The organism is Brevundimonas vitisensis (assembly GCF_016656965.1).
GTDB classification, from domain to species: Bacteria; Pseudomonadota; Alphaproteobacteria; order Caulobacterales; family Caulobacteraceae; genus Brevundimonas; species Brevundimonas vitisensis.
The window spans coordinates 176,210-194,668 of the sequence record NZ_CP067977.1; the positions used below are offsets into that span (position 1 = coordinate 176,210).

General features: G+C 65.5%; 18 protein-coding genes. 15 read left to right on the forward strand and 3 right to left on the reverse strand.

The annotated features are described in order from the left end of the window. Nucleotides 1–16 precede the first annotated feature (16 nt). A complete protein-coding gene (locus JIP62_RS00880; RefSeq protein WP_201103095.1) occupies nt 17–391 on the forward strand; it encodes a hypothetical protein in 375 nt (124 codons plus the stop codon). Between the two features lie 131 nt (nt 392–522). Here the strand turns inward: JIP62_RS00880 and JIP62_RS00885 are convergent, their stop codons facing one another. After that, nucleotides 523–1,446 (reverse strand): Hsp33 family molecular chaperone, encoded by a 924-nt coding sequence (locus JIP62_RS00885; RefSeq protein WP_201103096.1) that lies wholly within the window; start codon nt 1,444–1,446, stop codon nt 523–525. Between the two features lie 149 nt (nt 1,447–1,595). Here JIP62_RS00885 and JIP62_RS00890 point away from each other — a divergent pair, with 149 nt between their 5' ends. From JIP62_RS00890 to JIP62_RS00915, 6 genes are all read left to right on the forward strand, one after another. Then, a complete protein-coding gene (locus JIP62_RS00890; protein WP_201103097.1) occupies nt 1,596–3,005 on the forward strand; it encodes an SDR family oxidoreductase in 1,410 nt (469 codons plus the stop codon). Nucleotides 3,006–3,143: 138 nt separating this feature from the next. Further along, the gene (gene serA, locus JIP62_RS15325) at nt 3,144–5,036 is read left to right on the forward strand and encodes a phosphoglycerate dehydrogenase (protein WP_201103098.1); all 1,893 of its coding nucleotides are present in this window, start codon (nt 3,144–3,146) and stop codon (nt 5,034–5,036) included. An 89-nt stretch (nt 5,037–5,125) separates the two neighbouring features. After that, nucleotides 5,126–6,940 carry an autotransporter domain-containing protein gene (locus JIP62_RS00900; protein ID WP_201103099.1) on the forward strand — a complete coding sequence of 605 codons (1,815 nt, stop codon included), beginning with the start codon at nt 5,126–5,128 and terminating at the stop codon, nt 6,938–6,940. A gap of 162 nt (nt 6,941–7,102) precedes the next feature. Next, nucleotides 7,103–7,720, forward strand: a complete 618-nt coding sequence (locus JIP62_RS00905; protein WP_230974806.1) for a M23 family metallopeptidase — start codon at nt 7,103–7,105, stop codon at nt 7,718–7,720. Nucleotides 7,721–7,786: 66 nt separating this feature from the next. Further along, complete coding sequence (locus JIP62_RS00910; RefSeq protein ID WP_201103100.1) at nt 7,787–8,752, forward strand: ABC transporter ATP-binding protein; 966 nt, start codon at nt 7,787–7,789, stop codon at nt 8,750–8,752. Then, complete coding sequence (locus JIP62_RS00915) at nt 8,749–10,134, forward strand: ABC transporter permease (RefSeq protein ID WP_201103101.1); 1,386 nt, start codon at nt 8,749–8,751, stop codon at nt 10,132–10,134. The genes JIP62_RS00910 and JIP62_RS00915 overlap by 4 nt, the downstream gene beginning before the upstream one ends. A gap of 51 nt (nt 10,135–10,185) precedes the next feature. Here JIP62_RS00915 and tyrS read toward each other — a convergent pair whose 3' ends face one another. Beyond that, nucleotides 10,186–11,445 (reverse strand): tyrosine--tRNA ligase, encoded by a 1,260-nt coding sequence (gene tyrS, locus JIP62_RS00920; RefSeq protein WP_201103102.1) that lies wholly within the window; start codon nt 11,443–11,445, stop codon nt 10,186–10,188. A 60-nt stretch (nt 11,446–11,505) separates the two neighbouring features. Here tyrS and JIP62_RS00925 point away from each other — a divergent pair, with 60 nt between their 5' ends. Together JIP62_RS00925 and JIP62_RS00930 are read left to right on the forward strand one after the other, a co-directional pair. Continuing rightward, complete coding sequence (locus JIP62_RS00925; RefSeq protein WP_201103103.1) at nt 11,506–12,090, forward strand: DOMON-like domain-containing protein; 585 nt, start codon at nt 11,506–11,508, stop codon at nt 12,088–12,090. Continuing rightward, nucleotides 12,087–13,292 carry an exo-beta-N-acetylmuramidase NamZ family protein gene (locus JIP62_RS00930; RefSeq protein ID WP_201103104.1) on the forward strand — a complete coding sequence of 402 codons (1,206 nt, stop codon included), beginning with the start codon at nt 12,087–12,089 and terminating at the stop codon, nt 13,290–13,292. Before JIP62_RS00925 ends, JIP62_RS00930 begins: the two co-directional genes overlap by 4 nt. Before the next feature lie 158 nt (nt 13,293–13,450). Here the strand turns inward: JIP62_RS00930 and JIP62_RS00935 are convergent, their stop codons facing one another. Beyond that, nucleotides 13,451–14,101, reverse strand: a complete 651-nt coding sequence (locus tag JIP62_RS00935) for an alpha/beta hydrolase (RefSeq protein ID WP_201103105.1) — start codon at nt 14,099–14,101, stop codon at nt 13,451–13,453. 162 nt (nt 14,102–14,263) lie between these two features. On the opposite strand from JIP62_RS00935, the gene JIP62_RS00940 reads away from it, so the two are divergent. Genes JIP62_RS00940 through JIP62_RS00960 form a run of 6 tightly spaced genes read left to right on the forward strand, consistent with a single transcriptional unit; the run spans nt 14,264 to nt 18,353 of the window. Then, on the forward strand, nt 14,264–14,740 hold the full coding sequence (locus tag JIP62_RS00940) for an Rrf2 family transcriptional regulator (RefSeq protein WP_201103106.1): 477 nt from the start codon (nt 14,264–14,266) through the stop codon (nt 14,738–14,740). Beyond that, the gene (locus tag JIP62_RS00945; protein ID WP_201103107.1) at nt 14,737–15,876 is read left to right on the forward strand and encodes a cysteine desulfurase family protein; all 1,140 of its coding nucleotides are present in this window, start codon (nt 14,737–14,739) and stop codon (nt 15,874–15,876) included. The genes JIP62_RS00940 and JIP62_RS00945 overlap by 4 nt, the downstream gene beginning before the upstream one ends. Then, nucleotides 15,876–17,342 carry a Fe-S cluster assembly protein SufB gene (gene sufB, locus JIP62_RS00950; protein WP_201103108.1) on the forward strand — a complete coding sequence of 489 codons (1,467 nt, stop codon included), beginning with the start codon at nt 15,876–15,878 and terminating at the stop codon, nt 17,340–17,342. Before JIP62_RS00945 ends, sufB begins: the two co-directional genes overlap by 1 nt. After that, entirely contained in the window at nt 17,342–17,869 is a 528-nt protein-coding gene (locus JIP62_RS00955) for a hypothetical protein (protein ID WP_201103109.1), read from the forward strand. The genes sufB and JIP62_RS00955 overlap by 1 nt, the downstream gene beginning before the upstream one ends. Beyond that, nucleotides 17,866–17,997 carry a hypothetical protein gene (locus JIP62_RS15195; protein ID WP_269145464.1) on the forward strand — a complete coding sequence of 44 codons (132 nt, stop codon included), beginning with the start codon at nt 17,866–17,868 and terminating at the stop codon, nt 17,995–17,997. The genes JIP62_RS00955 and JIP62_RS15195 overlap by 4 nt, the downstream gene beginning before the upstream one ends. Then, entirely contained in the window at nt 17,994–18,353 is a 360-nt protein-coding gene (locus JIP62_RS00960) for a hypothetical protein (protein WP_201103110.1), read from the forward strand. The genes JIP62_RS15195 and JIP62_RS00960 overlap by 4 nt, the downstream gene beginning before the upstream one ends. Nucleotides 18,354–18,459: the final 106 nt, after the last annotated feature.

Genomic DNA, 18,459 nt, shown 5'->3' on the forward strand with positions numbered 1-18,459 from the left:
GGGACGGTGGACCGGAGTGTTTTTCTATCCGGTCGATCCCGAAATGAACCCGGACGATGCCTACCCGCCAACCGCATTCAGCGCGACCTTGGTCGATGTGAACGGTCATATCAGCGGCTCCACGACTGAACCCGACATCCAGAGCCCGACCGCAGCGCATATCCAAGCGACACTGGACGGCTATCGAGAACGGACGCACGTCTTCTTCACGAAGTTCCCGCAGGGACGCCAGACTCATACGATCGACTATCACGGCGATATCGCGCCAGACGGCAATGCGATCTCCGGCACCTGGACCATCTATGGCGAGTGGTCAGGACCGTTTCTGATGCAGCGGGGGGATGCGTCAGCCCTGAAATCCGTGGTCAGGGAAGCGCACGTCGGGGGTTAGTCCATGGGCGCGCCGATTTCGTTTCAGCTGCACCAAGATACTGTTTTCGTTAGGCGCGCTGGCAACAAGGCGATGGCTAACGTCGTTCGGCGCGTGGAGGGACTCTCACATCGAATGAGCGACAAACCGTCTCAATCACCCGCGCCGACATCCTCCGGCGACACCGCATAGACCTTGGCGCAGTATTCGCATGTGACGTGGATCAGGCCGTCGGGCTCGGCCATGTCGGCGCGTTCGGAGGCCGGGAAGGAGGCCAGCATGCCGACGATCCGCTCGTGCGAACACCGGCAGTGGGCGCGCAGGGCGTGCGCGTCTTCCAGGCGCACGCCGTCTTCGTGGAAGAGGCGGAACAACAGGGTCTGAGGCGTGATGGTCGGGTCGACCAGTTCGTCGTCGGCCAGGGTGTGGAACAGGGCCTGAGTCCGCTCCCAGACATCCTCGGTCGAGCCGCGCGCGTCGTCGCCGGCCACCACCTGGATCAAGGCACCCCCTGCGCGCCATGAGGTGCCCGCATCATTGGTCACCGAGCCCACGGCCAGCTTTACCCGGGTCGGGATCTGTTCGGATTGCTGGAAATAGTGTTCGGCGCACAGCGACAGGCTCTCGCCCTCGATAGGGGTGACGCCCTGCGTCCGCTCGAAATCCGGGCCGCGATCAAGCGTCATGATGAACACCCCCTGGCCCAACAGGGTCTGGGCCCCCGGCCGGGCGAAGCCAGTCGAAGCCTGTGCCACGCCTTCCGGATCGAACCGGCAGAAGCCGCGCAACGACCCGTCGGTGTCATAGTCTGCCACAACATAGCGGACGGGACCGTCGCCTTGGGCCTGGACGATCAGGCGCCCCTCGACCTTCAGGCTGGATCCGACCAGGGCGGCCAGGGCGCAGGCCTCGCCCAGCAGGGCGGCGACCGCCTCAGGATAGTCGTGGGCGCTGAGCACGGCATCGACCGCATCGCCCATCCGCACCAGACGCCCGCGCACGGGCCATCCGTCGATCTGGAAGGCGGCGGCCAGATCGTCGGTCGGGGCGGGGGCATCAGGCGCGTGATCGGACACGGGCAATCCTTGGTCGGCGGCGTTCAGGGAAGGGCGCTAGATAGGCGACCCGTTCGCGCTTGGTAAGGGGCGCGTGTTAAGGGGCAGGAACTCACCTTCTGCGCGTCTCGTTACCTCCACGCCCCTCAAAGCTCGAGCCAGACCGATCCATGACCGCCAAGCCGTCCCTGAAAGCCCTCAACCAGCAGGCCATTGTCATCACCGGTGCTACATCCGGCATTGGTCTGGCGACCGCGCGGCGCGCGGCCAGGGCAGGGGCCTGCGTCTTCCTGATCGCGCGTGGCGAGAGTGACTTGAAGGCACTCTGCGAAGAACTGCAGGCCACGGGGGCTCGGGTTGCCTATGCCGTTGCGGACGTGTCCGACTACGACGCCCTGGCCGTTGCGGCGGACAAGGCGCAGCGCCTGTTCGGCGGCTTCGACACCTGGGTGAACAATGCCGGAGTTTCCATCTTCGGACCGATCCGGGAAACGACGCTGGAGGATCAGCGTCGGCTGTTCGAGACCAACTACTGGGGCGTGGTGAACGGGTCGCTGTTGGCGGCCGAGCATTTGCGCGGTCGACCGGGCGGCGGAGCCATCATCAATGTCGGCTCGACCCTGTCCGACGCGCCTATCCCGGTGCAGGGCGTCTATTCGGCCTCGAAACATGCAGTGAAGGGCTTCACCAATGCGTTCCGGATGGAGTTGCTGCGCGAACGAGCTCCGGTGTCCCTGACCCTGATCAAGCCGTCGGCCATCGACACGCCCTACAACAAGCATGCACGCAACCTGACCGGACAGGCGGTGCAGAATCCGCAGCCGGTCTATGCCACCCACGTCGTGGCCGACACGATCCTGTACTGTGCGGAGCACCCGATCCGCGAGATCACCGTCGGGGGAGGGGGGCGGCTGATTGCCTCATTCTATTCGGCACTGCCAGGATTGGCGGAACCACTTCTGGCGCGGTTCGCTCCTAGCCTCATGCGGGACAGGGGTTCCGCCTATCAGCCGTACGATGACGGGCTCTATGACCCGACGGAGGACGGCCTTGACGAAGAGGTTCACTATCCCATGATCCGACAGTTCAGCGCCCTGGCCGAAGTTCGCAAACATCCCGGTATCGCGTCTGGCGTCGTGGCCGTCCTGGCAGCCGTCGGCGTTGCCACCCTGCTGCTGAATCAGCGCACCGGTCCGACACGCTATGAGACCTTGCGCCGGCGTGTTGACCCGCGCGGATGGGTCGACACGGACGCCCTGCGGGATCGTCTCGACACGGTGACCCGTGAACTGCGCCACCGGCTGGACGATGTTCGTCACGAGGCCGAGGACCTGGGGCACAAGGGTGCTTCTCGCGCGGGTCAGTGGTTCGGCAAGGCACGCCAATCCTCCGAGCGCTCACTGCGGGGCAGCGGACGGGCCGCGCGCCGCTACGCCCACAGCGCCGGTGACTATGCGCGCGACCATGCGCGAGAGGGTGGGGCTCTGCTGGCGATCGCGTTCATTGCAGCGGTCATTGCCGGTGCGGCGCTGGAAACCCGGCGCGAAGACAGCCGCATCAAGCGCATCGCCAAATTCTGAGCGAAGCGACGCTTCTGGCGCGGGTCAGTGCAATGTCCTGATCCGCGCCGATCATTTTCAATCGCGACAACGGATTTTGCGGGCAGGATTTTGTCCGGACGGCTTTGCTGCATGTGCGAAGCTGGTTAAACGGTCCACATGACCGACGCCCCGACATTCATTTTTGATTTCGACTCTACTCTGGTCCGGATCGAGACCTTGGAGGCGCTGGCCGATATCGCTCTGGCCGGTCGGCCCGAGGCCGAGGCGACGCGAGCGGAGATCGCGCGTCTGACCGATGCGGCAATGAACGGGCAGATCGGTTTCGGGGAGGCACTGCGGCGTCGCTTGGCATTGTTGCCCCTGACGCACGAGCACGTTCAGACGCTGGCCGATCGCATCCTTGACGAAGGCACGCCATCCGTTCGGCGGAATCTGCGATTTTTCCAGGATAATGCCGAACGGATCGTCATTCTGTCGGGCGGGTTTCGCGAGATCATCGCCCCAATAGCCGAGCGTCTGGGGGTCCGCGCCGATCGCGTCCTCTGCAATGACCTGGTTTACGACGACGAGGGGCGGGTGATTGGGGTCGATGACGCCAATCCGCTTTCGCACGCCGATGGCAAGCCGCAGGTGATCCAGTCGCTTGGTCTCGGCCGTCCTGTGGTCATGGTCGGTGACGGCTGGAACGATGCGGAGGTCAAGCTGGCCGGGGCCGCTGACCGCTTCTACGCCTATACCGAGATCGTCCGGCGCGAGCGGGTGGTGCAGGTGGCGGATGCCGAGGCGCCCTCCATGGACGAACTGCTGCATGCCGAGGGCATGATCGGCCGCTGGTCCTTTCCGCGCAGCCGTATCCGGATGCTGCTGCTGGAGAACATCCACCCCGCCGCCGTCCAGCGGCTGGAGGAGGAGGGGTACTCCGTCCAGTCAATGAAGGGAGCCTTGGACGAGGACGACCTGATCGCCGCCATCAAGGGCGTCCACGTCCTGGGCATTCGATCCAAGACGACCGTCAGCGCCCGCGTGCTGGAGCAGGCGGACCGGCTCATGGCGATCGCGGCCTTCTGCATCGGCACCAACCAGATCGACCTGGACGCCGCCGCCGACCATGGCGTGGCCGTGTTCAATGCACCCTATTCGAACACCCGCTCGGTGGTGGAACTGGCCATTGGCCTGACCATCACCCTGATGCGCGACGTGGCCGACAAGTCGGCGGCCATGCACCTGGGGCGTTGGAACAAGTCCGCCGACGGTTCGCGCGAACTGCGAGGCAAGACCCTGGGCATCGTCGGCTATGGAGCCATCGGCTCGCAGCTTTCGGTGCTGGCAGAAGCCCTGGGCATGCGGGTGCTCTTCTACGATCTGGCCGAACGGCTGGCCTTGGGCAATGCACGCAGGGTCCGCCGCCTCGACGAGCTTTTGGCCGAGGCCGACGTCGTCAGCCTGCATGTCGATGGGCGCAAGGAAAACACCAACATCTTCGGTGCGGCACAGTTCGCGCAGATGAAGCCCGGAGCCCTGCTGCTGAACCTGTCACGCGGCCATGTGGTCGATGTCGGTGCCCTGGCTCAGGCCATGGGATCGGGCCGGATTGGCGGAGCGGCCGTCGATGTCTTCCCGGAGGAGCCGCGGACGAATGCCGATCCGTTCGACAGCCCGCTGCGTGGCCTGAAGAACATGATCCTGACGCCCCATATCGGCGGTTCGACCGAAGAAGCTCAGGAGGCCATCGGCGAGTTCGCGGCCGAGCGCCTGCTGGGGTATCTGAACCGAGGCGATACGACCTTTTGCGTCAACCTGCCCAATGTCCAGCTGGCCGAGGTGTCTGGCGGGCACCGGATCCTGCACATCCACCGCAATCAACCCGGCGTCATGGCCGGTCTGAACCGCGCGATCGCCGAGGCGGGGCTGAACATCCTGGGCCAGCATCTGAAGACAGATGAGCGCTCGGGCTATGTCATCACCGATGTCGACCGAAATTACGATCCCAAGGGCCTGGATCGGTTGCGCGAAGTGCCCGGCACGCTTCGACTGCGCACGCTCTACTGACAACCTTCCCTAACGGCATCTTGCGCTTGGCGAAAAGCGGCGCACACTGATCGTAACGGTCGCGTTCTGACGACCGAGGGAGGAAATCGATGTCTCGTTTCATGCAGGGCGCGGCTGCCGCCGCGCTTGCCTTTGCCGCCGTGGGCGCTTGCGCCACCGCAGCCCAGGCCCAATCCTACAACCGCCTGGTCGTCTTCGGTGACAGCCTCAGCGACAACGGCAACCTCTATGCCGCGACCTTCAACACCCAGCCGCCGTCGCCGCCCTATTTCCAGGGCCGATTCTCGAACGGTCCGGTGTTCACCGAACTGCTGGGCTTCAATGCCGGCCGGTCGGCTGCCGGTGCGCCGGTCACGGGCAGCATCAACTATGCCTATGGCGGCGCGCGCACGGACAGCTCTGCCTTCCCGCCCGGCATGCGCAATCAGCTGCTGAGCTACACCAGCTCGGGCGGCACCTTCGGCCCCAATGATCTGGTTAGCGTCCTGGGCGGTGCAAACAACATCTTCCAGGGTCTGCCCGCTGCGGGTGCCTCGACCAACCCGACCGGGGCCATCGGTGGTGTCTCCCTGGCGGCTGCGGCCGACATCAATTTCATCGTCAACAGCGTGGCGACGGCGGGCGCGGGGACCATCCTGGTCACCAACCTGCCAAAGCTCAGCCTGACGCCGCAATTCCGGGGTACGACCGCAGCCCCGCTCGCGGACTTTGCCGTGACGACCTTCAACGGTGCCCTGTCGACGGGCCTGTTCACGACGGCAGCGGCCCGTCCCAACACCAACATCATCCTGATGGACATCTTCAAGGTCGGAGACCTGATCGCTGCCAGCCCAGGCAGCTTCGGCCTGACCAATGTGACCCAGGCGTGCTTCAACGGCGTCACCGTTTGCGCCAATCCCGACGCCTATTTCTACTACGACGGGGTGCACCCGACGGCGGCAGGGCACCGGCTGCTGGCCAGCCTGGCCGAGGACTACCTGTATTACGGCGATGCCGGGGCCCAGTCGGCGGTGCAGGGCGAGACCGCCTTCCGTCAACGTGAGGACCTGCTGGACCTGGCCAGCGAGACGATGTCTGGGCGAGCCGCGTGGCACACGGGTACGCACCTGACCTTCGGGGCAATCGCTGATAGCGTCGACACCGATGCGCGCGGTGTGGTGGGCACCGCCGAGACGACGGGATGGGGTGGCCGGGTCGGGCTGGACCATGGCATTTCCGAAAACTGGCGCATGGCCTTTGCCGGCACCTTCCGCACGGCAGAGGTCGAGGCCGGTCCGATGCGCTTCGATGTCGAGACCTATGCTCTCGATGCAGCCATTGGCTGGCGTTCGGGCAATCTGTTCGCGAACGGTGCAATCGGTGCCTCGATCGACCAGTATGACGACATCGAGCGCAACACGGCCTTCGGTCCCGTGGTGCATACTGGAGAGACGGACGGTGGCAGCCTGGGTGCTCGCGCTCAGGTCGGCATCTGGTTCGATATGGGAGGCATCGGCCTGTCGCCGCGCGCCGCGGTCAACTGGGTCTCGACCGACGTCAACGGCTATACTGAACAGGGCGTCGCGGCCCAGTACCAGTATCAAGACCGGACCCTGACCTCGGCTTCGGGCGAGGTGTCCCTGCGGGCTGAAGGCGGTGGCGAAGGCCTCGGCTTCTATGTCGAGGGCGGCTATCGCACCGGATTTGCCGAGGACTTCGACGATGTCCGCACGGGCATTGCCGCCAACCCGGCTCAGGTCCTGGGTCGCGAAGTCGAGGACCCGTTCGGCGGCTCCATGATCGCTTCTGCGGGCGTCGAGACCGATTGGGGCCCGGCCAAGGTGTCGATCGGCTATCGCGGCCGCTTCGGCGATCATGCCGACAGCCATGTCGGAGCCATCACCCTGCGGCTGCCGATCTCCTGATCGACGGGCGCGAAGGGATTTGAGGGGCGCGCGGTCACGCACCGCGCGCCCCCTTTTCGTTCCCGCATTGCGACCACCTGTCGCGCCGCCCGCCCCAAAGTCGCCCCATGGAGTCTTAGAACGGCGGCTTCCCCGCTCGCTGAGCCTGCACAGAGACGTCTTTTGACGCGACTGAAATCCCCCACGGCCCGCTGGGTCCTTGTCCATGCCGTCCAGAGTGCTGCGCTTGTCGCCGTCGGCGTTCTGGCCATGGCCGCTGCGCCCGCCGGCCCGCAGGCCTTCGATCTTGTGGCTGATGCCGGTGCCGCCCCGACGGCCCCCCCGGTTACCGCCGTCGCCAAGCCGCCTGCACCGCCTACTCGCCAGATCGTCTTTTCCGACCCGGTGCGAGGCTTTCCGGTCAACTCCCGCTTCGGCACTCGTAAACTGGCCGGCGAGGCCAAGCCCCGCGCGCACAAGGGGATCGACATCGCCGCCCCCAAGGGCACGGCAGTCCTCTCTACAGCCGAAGGCCGCGTCGTCCGTACGGGCCACGAGCCTGGCGGCTATGGCTCCTTCATCGAAATCCGCCACCCCAACGGCATGACCAGTTTCTATGCCCACCTCAGCCGGATCGACGTGTACTCCGGCATGGAAGTCGATGCGGGGGCGCGCATCGGTCTGGTCGGTTCGACCGGCTATTCCACCGGCCCTCATCTGCATTTCGAGATTCGTCGCCGAGGCGTTCAGGTCAATCCGGCCCGCGTGCTGGGCGAGGCATTTCAGGTCGCGATCCGTTAAGGGCGCAATCCTCTGGCGACGCCCCCGCGCGGCTTGCTAGTCTCGGCGCAAATTGGGGGATACGGCATGACGGCGGCCTTGACGCTGGACGGCATCAGCAAGCGCTACGGTGACTTTCAGGCCGTACGTGATCTCAGTTTTTCGGTGGCCAAGGGCAGCATCTGCGGCTTCCTGGGCCCCAATGGCGCGGGCAAGACCTCGACCCTGCGCATGATCCTGGGCCTTCAGCCCCAGACCAGCGGCACGATCAGTATCCTGGGCTCGTCTGATGGGCGACGCGTCCGCGACCGGATCGGCTTCCTGCCGGAGGAGCGGGGGCTCTACAAGAAGATGACGCCGGTCGACGCCATCGCCTTTTTCGGTGCGCTGAAGGGCTTGCCCATGAGCGAAGGCAAGCGGCGGGCTCGTCGGATGCTGGAGGAGCAGGGTCTGGGGGCCGCTCAGTCCAAGAAGATGAAAGAGCTGTCCAAGGGGATGGCGCAGAAGGTCCAGTTGATCGCCTCAGTGGTGCACGGGCCCGAGTTCGTCATTCTGGATGAGCCCTTCTCGGGACTGGACCCCATGAACCAGCAGGGTCTGGAACAGATGATCCGGGGGTTGGCCGCTGACGGAGCCACCGTCCTGTTCTCTACCCATGTGATGCAGCATGCGGAGCGTCTGTGTGACACGGTCGTCCTGCTGGCGCGGGGCCGCAAAGCGTTCGAGGGGACGGTCGATCAGGCCAAGGCCACCTCGCGCCGTTTTCTGGAGGTGGAAGGGGCCATCGACCCCACCGCCGTCGCCGCCCTGCCTGGCGTGGTGTCGGTCGAAACCATCAGCGACCGCGAGGGCGTGCGCGCCTTGAAGGCGGCTCTAGCCCCTGATGCCGGCGGGCAGGAGGCCTTGAAGGCGGCCTTCCTGACCGGGCTGGACGTCCGTCGCTTCGCATTAAAGGAGCCGACCCTGCACGATGCCTTCATCGGCCTGACGGGCGACAATCCCGATCAGGACCAGAGCGTCCGTCCCGCTACCCCGACGGAGGCTGCCCGATGAGCCGGATTCTGTTGATCGCCCGCCGGGAATTCCTGGCCTATGCGCGCACCGTCGGCTTCTGGCTGTCGCTTTTGGCCTTTCCGTTGTTCGCGGTGCTGGGTGGGGCGATTCCGCTGCTGATCCGGACCAGCGAACCGGTCCGCCAGGTGGTGCTGGTGGAGGAAGGGCCCGCCGCCAGCGGCCTGGCCGCCACTGTGCAGCAGGCCCTGCGGGACGAGGCCGCGCGCCGCGACCAGATCGCCGCCCCGGCCGCCGACGCCGTCGCCCAGGCGGGCGGACCCGCCGGAGCTTCTGCTGCGGGCGAGGCCCTGCGTAGCCTGGGCGGGCTTCGCATGCAGATCGTGCCGGCTCCGGCCGAGCTGACCGCCGCCGCGCCCGGTGCGCCGCGTGAGGCGATCGCCCGCCGTTATCTCAGCCAGGACAAGACCGAGGCCGAGGGGCTGGATGCCGTCGTCTTTCTGAACCGGCAGGAGCAGGAGCCGACCGCTCGCGTCTGGACCCGCCGCGCCACCGACGACACGGTCGAGGATTTCGTGCGCGGCGCTCTGAAGAAGGAGCATCGCCTGCGACTGTTTCAGGCTGCGGGGGTCGACCCCGGCGTCGTTGAGGCGGCAGAGACCTTCAAGCCTGATATCGTCGCCCTGTCGCCTGCATCCGCCACGGGGGGCGAGGTGTCGTTCCGCGACCGGCTGCCCGGCATTATCGGCCTGGCCTCCGGCTTCCTGCTGTGGTCCCTGGTGATCACCGGGGCCTCCATCCTGCTGAACAGCGTGATGGAAGAAAAATCGAATAAAATCCTGGAGGTGTTGCTGTCTTCTGCCTCGGCCACCGAGATCCTCACAGGCAAGGTTCTGGGTGTGGCCTTCCTGACCTTGACCGTGCTTCTGGTCTGGGGCGGCATCGGAGCGGCCGGGCTGGTGACGGCGGCTCCGGATCAGGCGGCCAATGTGGCGGCCATTTTGATGGACGGCGGGATGATCTTCTATTTCCTGGCCTATGCCGTCGGCGGGTACCTGATGTACGCGGTCTTGTTCGCGGCCATCGGGGCTTTCTGCGAGACGCCGCGCGATGCCCAGACCCTGATGGGGCCGATCATGATGATCCTGGTCGTGCCCGTCCTGGTCATGCAAATGGCCCTGGTCAGCCCAGATGCTCCGGCCATTCGCATCCTGTCCTGGGTGCCGTTTTTCACGCCCTTCCTGATGAGCGCGCGCGCGCCCAGCGATCCGCCGATGATCGAGGTGTTCGGCACCATGGCCGGCATGTTCGCCACAGCCCTGCTGATGGTCTGGATCGCCGGCCGCGCCTTCCGTGCCGGAGCCCTGTCCGACGTCAAGCTGAGCTGGAAGGCCTTCGTGGGTGCCGTCCGGGGCGGGCGGTAGGCTCTGGGCCGGCTCCTCCCCATCGCTTTGCGACAGGGAGGAGACAGGGCGTCAGATGGGGCGGACGCGGCGCGAGGTCTTCTTGCCCTTCTGAACCAGGAAGTCCCCGGTGGCGGGATCGACGTCCTCGCGGCCATAGGTCTCGCTGCCGTTCACGACCGCGCCATTGATGCGGATTTCGCCATTGGCGATTGAGCGTTTGGCATCCTTGATGGACGAGATACCCGCCGCGCTGACCAGATATTCAGGCGTCCGGTGCGTCACGTCCTGGCCGCCGCTCCAGTCCACTTCGACGACCTCGACGGGGCTTGCTTCACCACGTTCAAAGGCTCCTTCGGATCGGCTGCGAGCCTGAGCCGCCGCCTCCGCGCCATGCAGCATCGTCGTCGCCGCATCGGCCAGGGCCTTCTTGGCATCGTTGATGGCCGCGCCGTCCAGGGCCTCCAGTCGCGAAATCTCGTCCAGGGGCAGATCGGTGAACAGGCGCAGGAACTTGCCTACGTCGGCATCGTCGGCGTTCCGCCAGAACTGCCAGTAGTCATAGGGGCCGAGCTGTTCGGCATTCAGCCACACTGCACCCTGGGCCGTCTTGCCCATCTTGCCGCCCGAGGCGGTGGTCAGCAGGGGCGTCGTCAGGCCAAAGGCTGACTTCTGATCCACCCGCCGCACCAGGTCGACGCCAGAAACGATGTTGCCCCACTGGTCGGACCCGCCCATCTGCAGTGTCACCCCATGGCGGCGGTTCAGCTCCAGGAAGTCGACCGACTGCATCAGCATGTAGTTGAATTCGAGGAAGGTCATCGGCTGTTCGCGTTCCAGCCGCAGCTTGACCGAATCGAATGCGAGCATCCGGTTGACAGTGAAATGGGTGCCGTAGTCGCGCAGGAACTGGATGTAGCCGTATTTCGACAGCCATTCGTCGTTGTCGATCATGATGGCGTCGGTGGGCCCGTCGCCGAAGGTCAGGAACTTCTCGAACACGGTGCGGATCGAGGCGATGTTGGCCTGGATCGTCTCGTCGGTCAGCTGAGGGCGCGAGGCATCCTTACCCGTCGGATCGCCGACCTTGGTGGTGCCGCCGCCCATGATGACGACCGGCTTGCCGCCCGCCTGCTGCAACCGGCGCAGCATCATGATCTGGATCAGGCTGCCGACATGCAGGCTGGGGGCCGTCGCATCGAAGCCAATATAGCCCGCCACAACGCCTTCACGGGCCGCCGCATCCAGCTCGGCCGGATGGGTGATATGATGGATGTATCCGCGCGTCTGGAGCGTACGCAGGAAGTCCGAGGTGAAGGCTTTGTCGGTCATGGTCAGGGATTCGGGGATCAGGCTTGGCTAGGTGGGGAAGGGGCGTGTAGCACGGACGTCATGGCTGAGCGAACCGCCCGAGACCGTCCTGAACTTCGCATTCTGCGTCCTCACCCGGCCGGGGGCGACAGCCCGATCCGGGACGTCGCGGTGACGGCGGAGCGGACCGGGGCCCTGTCCTTCGAGGTCACCTTTGAACTGATTGGCGACATCGAACGCCTGGCGCTTCCGGTCGATGTGCCCAGTCGGCGCACCGACGATCTGTGGCGACAGACGTGTTGCGAGGTCTTCATCGCCAGGAACGACGGGGCCGGCTATTACGAGCTGAATCTGTCGCCGTCGGGCCAATGGGCCTTCTACGGGTTCAGCGGATACCGGATTGGCATGACGAGGCCCTACGGCGTCGAGATCGAGTCGATGCGGCGCGAGCGGACGGCGGATCGCTATCGCCTGTCCGCCACCGTGCATCTGGATCGTCTGCCGGGTCTGGAGAGCGGTCTGCCGTGGCGTGTCGGCCTGACCTCGGTTATCGAGGACACCGCCGGGGACAAGACCTATTGGGCCCTGGCCCATCCGTCCGCCGGACCTGATTTCCATCATGCCGAGGGCTTCGTCCTCGATCTGAACGCCCCGGAGCCCCGATGAAGACCGGCCTTGATCGCCTGCTGTCCGACCCCGCGCTGCGGGCAGAGCTGAAGGGACGGCGCGTCGCCCTTCTGGCCCATCCGGCCTCGGTGACGGCCGATCTGACCCATGCGATCGACGCCCTGGCCGCCTGTCCCGAGATCACGCTGAGCGCCGCCTTTGGCCCGCAGCATGGGATGAAGGGGGACCTGCAGGACAATATGATGGAGACGCCGGACGAGACCGACCCGGTCCACGGTATTCCGGTGTTCAGCCTGTACGGCGAAGTTCGGCGGCCGACCGGCCAGTCGATGCAAACCTTTGACGTCCTGCTGGTGGACCTTCAGGACCTGGGCTGCCGAATCTATACCTTCGTCACGACCTTGCTCTATGTGCTGGAGGCGGCGGCCGAGCACGGCAAGACGGTCTGGGTTCTGGATCGGCCCAACCCCGCCGGGCGGCCGGTCGAGGGGCTGACGCTTCGCCCCGGCTGGGAAAGCTTCGTCGGAGCCGGGCCGATGCCGATGCGGCACGGGATGACCCTTGGCGAGATGGGCCACTGGTTCATCGATCACTTCAAGCTGGACGTGGATTACCGCGTCATCGCCATGGAGGGCTGGCAGCCCGAGGCCGCGCCCGGCTTTGGCTGGCCCCTGCTGGAGCGGGCCTGGATCAACCCCAGCCCCAATGCGCCCAATGTCTCCATGGCCCGCGCCTATGCCGGCACGGTGATGCTGGAGGGTACGACCCTGTCGGAGGGGCGGGGCACTACCCGGCCGCTGGAACTGTTCGGCGCGCCCGACATCGACGCGCGGGCCGTGATCGCCCGCATGCAGGCCCTGGCACCGCAGTGGCTTGAGGGGTGCGTCCTGAGAGACTGCTGGTTCCAGCCGACCTTTCACAAGCATGTCGGCCAGCTGTGCAGTGGGGTCCAGATTCACGTCGAGGGACCGCACTATGGCCATTCGGTCTTCCGCCCGTGGCGGGTGCAGGCCCTGGGCTTCAAGGCGATCCGGCAGCTGTATCCGGACTATGACCTGTGGCGGGACTTCCCTTACGAATATGCGTTCGGAAAGCTGGCCATCGACGTCATCAACGGCGGGCCGGGCCTGCGCGAATGGGTAGATGACGCGGCGGCGACGCCCGCTGATCTGGATGCGATCACCCTGCCGGACGAACGGGCGTGGATCGAGACCCGTGACCCGTTCCTGATCTATCGCTGAGCGGCAACAGGATCTGGACGGCAAAACACAGTCCACTCAGTCCACTCGGTCCACTCGGTCCACATCGTCGTGGAGACGGCGGATGCGGCATTCGATTGTCAAAGACCTGTGCCTGACGGCATGGCAGGTCTTTGCGTCAGAAGCGGTCGCTGGCTGGCTCAGGCTGGCTTTTCTTCGAGCCGTTTGTCCAGATAGGCCCCGACGCGGCGATCGACGGCGTCGATGTGGCCCTGCCAGAAGTGTGACGCGCCTTCTTCCAGCTCATAGTCGATGACGATGCCCTTCTGGGTGCGCAGCTTGTTGACCACGCGCTCCACCTCGACCGGCGGCACAACAGTGTCGGCGGTGCCATGAAGGAACAGGCCCGATGCCGGGCAGGGGGCCAGGAACGAGAAGTCGTACATGTTCGAGGGCGGCGAGACCGAGATGAAGCCATCCGTTTCGGGACGGCGCATCAGCAGCTGCATGCCGATATAGGCCCCGAACTGATAGCCGGCGACCCAGGTCTGGCTGGCGGCGGGGTTGTTGGTCTGAAGCCAGTCCAGGGCGGTGGCCGCATCGGCCAGCTCGCCGATGCCGCTGTCGAACTCGCCCTGCGACTTGCCCACGCCGCGCGAATTGTATCGCAGGGTGGCAAAGCCGCGCTTCTGGAACAGCTGGTACAGCGTGACCGCCACCGGGTTGTTCATATGGCCCGCAGCCTTGGGGTGCGGATGCAGGATCAGGGCGATCGGCGCGTTCGGGCGTTTGCCCGGAGAGTAACGGCCTTCGATACGGCCAGAGGCGCCGGGCAGGATGACTTCAGGCATGGGTGCGGCGATTTTCCCGTGTTCAACTGTCGTTTCGCACCTGCGTAATACTTGACCGCAGGAGTAGGACTTTCTAAGTCCGACCTGCGCGTCCACGCCTGGGCGAAGGCGCGGGTTCTAGCACAGGACCCTTGAAAAGCGCGCAATTTTTGAAGGTGTGCGATGCGTCTGTCGACCAAGGGACGATATGCCGTGATGGCAATGGCCGATCTGGCCAAGAATGGACGGGCCGACGGCGTGCAGCGCGCCGTGTCCCTGGCCGAGATCGCCGCGCGCCAGGAGATCTCGCTCAGCTATCTGGAACAGCTGTTCGCGCGGCTGCGCAAAAGCGGTCTGGTCCAGAGCGTGCGCGGACCCGGCGGCGGCTATCGCCTGGCCAAGGATATGCGCGACACCGTCGTGGCCGAGATCGTCCTGGCCGTTGATGAGCCGATCCGCGCCACCCGCTGTTCGGGCCAGGGCTCGCCCCGCGGCTGCATGATCGGCGGCGAGCGCTGCATCACCCACAATCTGTGGGAAGACCTGGGGGCCGAGATCCATGCCTATCTGGCGGGCGTGTCGCTGGAAGACGTCGTGATGAACCGGACGGCTACGCGCCGGTCGGCCCCGGTGCGCCCGGGTCTGGAGGCGGCGGCATGACGCCGGTCTATCTGGACTATAACGCCTCGGCCCTGGTGCGGCCTGAGGTTCAGGACGTGATGGCACGAGCCCTGGCCGACAATGGCAATCCGTCGGCGGTGCATGCGGCGGGGCGCCGGGCACGGGCACGGGTCGAGACCGCGCGGGCCCAGGTCGCCGATCTGGTCGGGGCCGATCCGACCGCCGTGGTCTTTTCCAGCGGCGGCACCGAATCCAATGCCCAGGCCATTCTCAGCGCCCTGGCGGCGGGGTGTGAGCGGCTGATCGTCGGCGCGACCGAACACCCGTGCGTGGCCGAGGCGGCGGCGGCATCGGGCCGCCCGGTCGAGGTCCTGCCGGTCGATGCCAATGGCGTGGTCGATCTGGCCTGGCTGAAAGAAGCTCTGTCGCGGCCGGGCCGGGCCGTGGTGGCGATCCATCACGCCAATAATGAAAGCGGCGTGATCCAGCCGATTGCCGAGGCGGCGCGTATGGTCCGTGCTGCTGGCGGCTGGCTGCACGTCGATGCCATCCAGTCGGCGGGCAAGATTGCGGTCGATATGCAGACGTTGGACGCGGACACCCTGACCCTGTCGGCGCACAAGCTGGGCGGACCCCAAGGGGTCGGGGCGCTGATTTCGCGCGAAGGCGTGCCCGTGGTCCGGGCCCTCCACGGCGCGGGGCAGGAGCGGGGCTTGAGGGCGGGCACAGAGAATGTGCCGGGCATCGCCGGGTTCGGTGTCGCGGCCGACTGCGCGGCGCGCGACCTGCCTCATGCGGCGGCGCACCAGGCTTGGCGCGATGCGGCCCAGGCGCGGGTCAAGGCCGCCGGGGCGACGATCATCGGCGAGGCGGCCGAGCGCCTGCCCAACACCTTGTTCATGGCCGTGCCCGACTGGGAGAGCCCGCAGCAGCTGATTTCAATGGACCTGATGGGCCTGATGGTCTCGGCGGGCAGCGCCTGTTCCTCGGGCAAGACCAAGGCGTCCAAGGCGATCAGCGCCATGGGTCTGCATGACCTGGGCACCGGGGGCGTTCGCGTCTCGGGTGGCTGGGGTACGACGCAGGACGATTGGTCGCGGTTCGCTGACGCCTGGGCCGCCGCATATGCCAAGCACCGCGCCCGGATTGCCCTGCGCCAGAGAGAAGTCGCCTAATGGCCGCCGTTCAGGAAACCATCGACGCCGTCGCCGCGCTGGAGAAGTACGAGCACGGCTTCACCTCGGACATCGAGACCGAGTTCGCGCCCAAGGGGCTGAACGCCGACATCGTGCGCTTCATCTCCGAGAAGAAGGGCGAGCCGGAATGGATGCTGGAATGGCGTCTGGCCGCCTATGAGCGTTGGCTGGCCATGGAGGAGCCGACCTGGGCGGCCGTGAAATACGAGCCGGTCGATTATCAGGAGCTCTTCTACTACGCCGCGCCCAAGCAGAAGGAGGGGCCCAAGTCGCTGGACGAGGTCGATCCGGAGTTGCTCGAGGTCTATCGCAAGCTGGGCATTCCGCTGAAGGAACAGGAGGTTCTGGCGGGCGTGCAAGGGGCCCCGCGCGTGGCGGTCGATGCGGTGTTCGACAGCGTGTCGGTGGTCACGACCTTCAAGAAGGAGCTGGCGGCGGCAGGCGTGATTTTCATGCCGATTTCCGAGGCCTTGCGCGAATACCCGGATCTGGTGCGGCAATATCTGGGGTCGGTGGTGCCGGTCTCGGACAACTATTTCGCGGCCCTGAACAGCGCGGTCTTTTCGGACGGATCGTTCGTCTACATCCCGCCGGGCGTGAAATGCCCGATGGAGCTGTCGACCTATTTTCGCATCAATGCGTCCCAGACGGGCCAGTTCGAGCGGACCCTGATCATCGCCGATAAGGGCAGCTACGTCTCCTATCTGGAGGGCTGCACGGCGCCGATGCGCGACGAGAACCAGCTGCACGCGGCGGTGGTCGAGCTGGTCGCGCTGGACGATGCCGAGATCAAATATTCGACGGTGCAGAACTGGTACCCCGGCGATGCCGAGGGCAAGGGCGGCATCTACAACTTCGTCACCAAGCGGGCCGACTGCCGCGGCGACCGGTCGAAGGTCAGCTGGACCCAGGTCGAGACCGGCTCGGCGGTGACCTGGAAGTACCCGTCCTGCGTCTTGCGCGGCGAGGAGAGCTCGGGCGAGTTCTATTCGATCGCCATCACCAACGGACATCAGCAGGCCGACACCGGCACCAAGATGATCCATCTGGGCAAGAACTCGAAGAGCCGGATCATCGCCAAGGCGGTCTCGGCCGGAAAGTCTGACTCGACCTATCGCGGGCTGGTCTCGGTGCATCCGAAGGCGACAGGGGTGCGCAACTTCACCCAGTGCGACAGCCTGCTGATCGGCGGCGACTGCGGCTCCCACACCGTGCCCTATATCGAGGCCCGCAACGGCTCGGCCCAGCTGGAGCACGAGGCGACGACGACGCGCCTGAGTGACGACCAGCTGTTCTACGCCCAGCAGCGCGGCCTGTCGCAGGAGGAGGCGGTGGCCTTGCTGGTCAACGGCTTCGTCCGCGACGTGATGCAGAAGCTGCCGATGGAGTTCGCGGTGGAAGCGCAGAAGCTGGTGGCGATCTCGCTGGAAGGGAGCGTGGGGTAATGGCTGTCGAGCAGTATGTATTTCTCAATGAGTCACAGATGCCGTCCGCCGATGTAGTCAGCGATCGAGCCCGGGCCTTGGGGCATGATTTCGTGGTCACGGAGGCGGTCAACCTCCGGGAGCACCGCGGCTATCTGCCCATCAAACTGGAAGGCGCGCAAACAGGCTTTGAGGCCTATTTCATGCCCACTGGCGAGATCGATGAACTGCCCCCTGAAGCGGGGCAGTGGTCGCACTTGGCGATGACAATCACGGGTGGGAACTCAGCGGAGGCCTTGGCCGCAACGATCTATCTCAGAGCGATCGCTGACCTGACGAGTGGACCGTACTGGTATCCTGACGACGACATCCAAGAGCCCGCGAATGTGCCCGCTTACTTGGATGATGCGATTGCTTCCTTCAAGGTCATGGCGGCGAAGGACGCCGCGAGAGCGGCTCGACGGCAGGCCTCGCAACCCGTTCCCGAACCTCCGATCCCACAGTCACCGAAAAGTGGCTTTTTCTCCCGATTGCTAGGCAGCAAGTGACCGCTCTCTCCATCTCCAACCTCGATGTCTCCGTCGGCAAGCCGATCCTGAACGGCCTCACGCTCGACGTTCCGGCGAGCGAGGCGAAGAAGCTGGTGGCGATCAGCCTGGAAGGGAGCGTGGGGTGACCGACCTTCAAGCGCTCAAAGTTCGGCTTCAGCAGGAACTTGATGCCTACGAGATTCCCGCCCCTCACCCAGAGGCGCTTGGGTCTCCGCTTCCCCGTGAGTGGTTCGAGGAAGGGCTTTCCGAAATGCGCGCGGCCTTGGTCGAGCCGTACCTTGCCGATGTGCAGGACTACGATGAGGCTCAAGGTGGAGCCTTCATGCGCCAAGTATCCATCGTCGCTGACGACGGCGATACAATGCTGCTTGCCTATGATCCCCGCGATCAGACCGATTTTGCCCTGGTTGGTCGTGAAGGTGACACCCTGAAAATCTACAGCATCCGCGGCGACGCCGTCGGCTGCTTTCTGACGCGTTAGGCTGCCAATGCTCTCTATCTCAAACCTCCACGTCTCCGTCGGCGACAAGCCGATCCTGAAGGGGATGATGCTCGCCGTTCCGGCGGGCGAGGCGCAGAAGCTGGTG

Excerpts from the sequence above, each read along its gene's own strand:
- JIP62_RS00890 (WP_201103097.1), top strand. The coding sequence starts at position 1,596 with ATGACCGCCAAGCCGTCCCTGAAAGCCCTCAACCAGCAGGCCATTGTC.
- serA (WP_201103098.1), top strand. The coding sequence starts at position 3,144 with ATGACCGACGCCCCGACATTCATTTTTGATTTCGACTCTACTCTGGTC.
- JIP62_RS00900 (WP_201103099.1), top strand. The coding sequence starts at position 5,126 with ATGTCTCGTTTCATGCAGGGCGCGGCTGCCGCCGCGCTTGCCTTTGCC.
- JIP62_RS00910 (WP_201103100.1), top strand. The coding sequence starts at position 7,787 with ATGACGGCGGCCTTGACGCTGGACGGCATCAGCAAGCGCTACGGTGAC.
- JIP62_RS00915 (WP_201103101.1), top strand. The coding sequence starts at position 8,749 with ATGAGCCGGATTCTGTTGATCGCCCGCCGGGAATTCCTGGCCTATGCG.
- tyrS (WP_201103102.1), bottom strand. The coding sequence starts at position 11,445 with ATGACCGACAAAGCCTTCACCTCGGACTTCCTGCGTACGCTCCAGACG.
- JIP62_RS00925 (WP_201103103.1), top strand. The coding sequence starts at position 11,506 with ATGGCTGAGCGAACCGCCCGAGACCGTCCTGAACTTCGCATTCTGCGT.
- JIP62_RS00930 (WP_201103104.1), top strand. The coding sequence starts at position 12,087 with ATGAAGACCGGCCTTGATCGCCTGCTGTCCGACCCCGCGCTGCGGGCA.
- JIP62_RS00935 (WP_201103105.1), bottom strand. The coding sequence starts at position 14,101 with ATGCCTGAAGTCATCCTGCCCGGCGCCTCTGGCCGTATCGAAGGCCGT.
- JIP62_RS00940 (WP_201103106.1), top strand. The coding sequence starts at position 14,264 with ATGCGTCTGTCGACCAAGGGACGATATGCCGTGATGGCAATGGCCGAT.
- JIP62_RS00945 (WP_201103107.1), top strand. The coding sequence starts at position 14,737 with ATGACGCCGGTCTATCTGGACTATAACGCCTCGGCCCTGGTGCGGCCT.
- sufB (WP_201103108.1), top strand. The coding sequence starts at position 15,876 with ATGGCCGCCGTTCAGGAAACCATCGACGCCGTCGCCGCGCTGGAGAAG.
- JIP62_RS00955 (WP_201103109.1), top strand. The coding sequence starts at position 17,342 with ATGGCTGTCGAGCAGTATGTATTTCTCAATGAGTCACAGATGCCGTCC.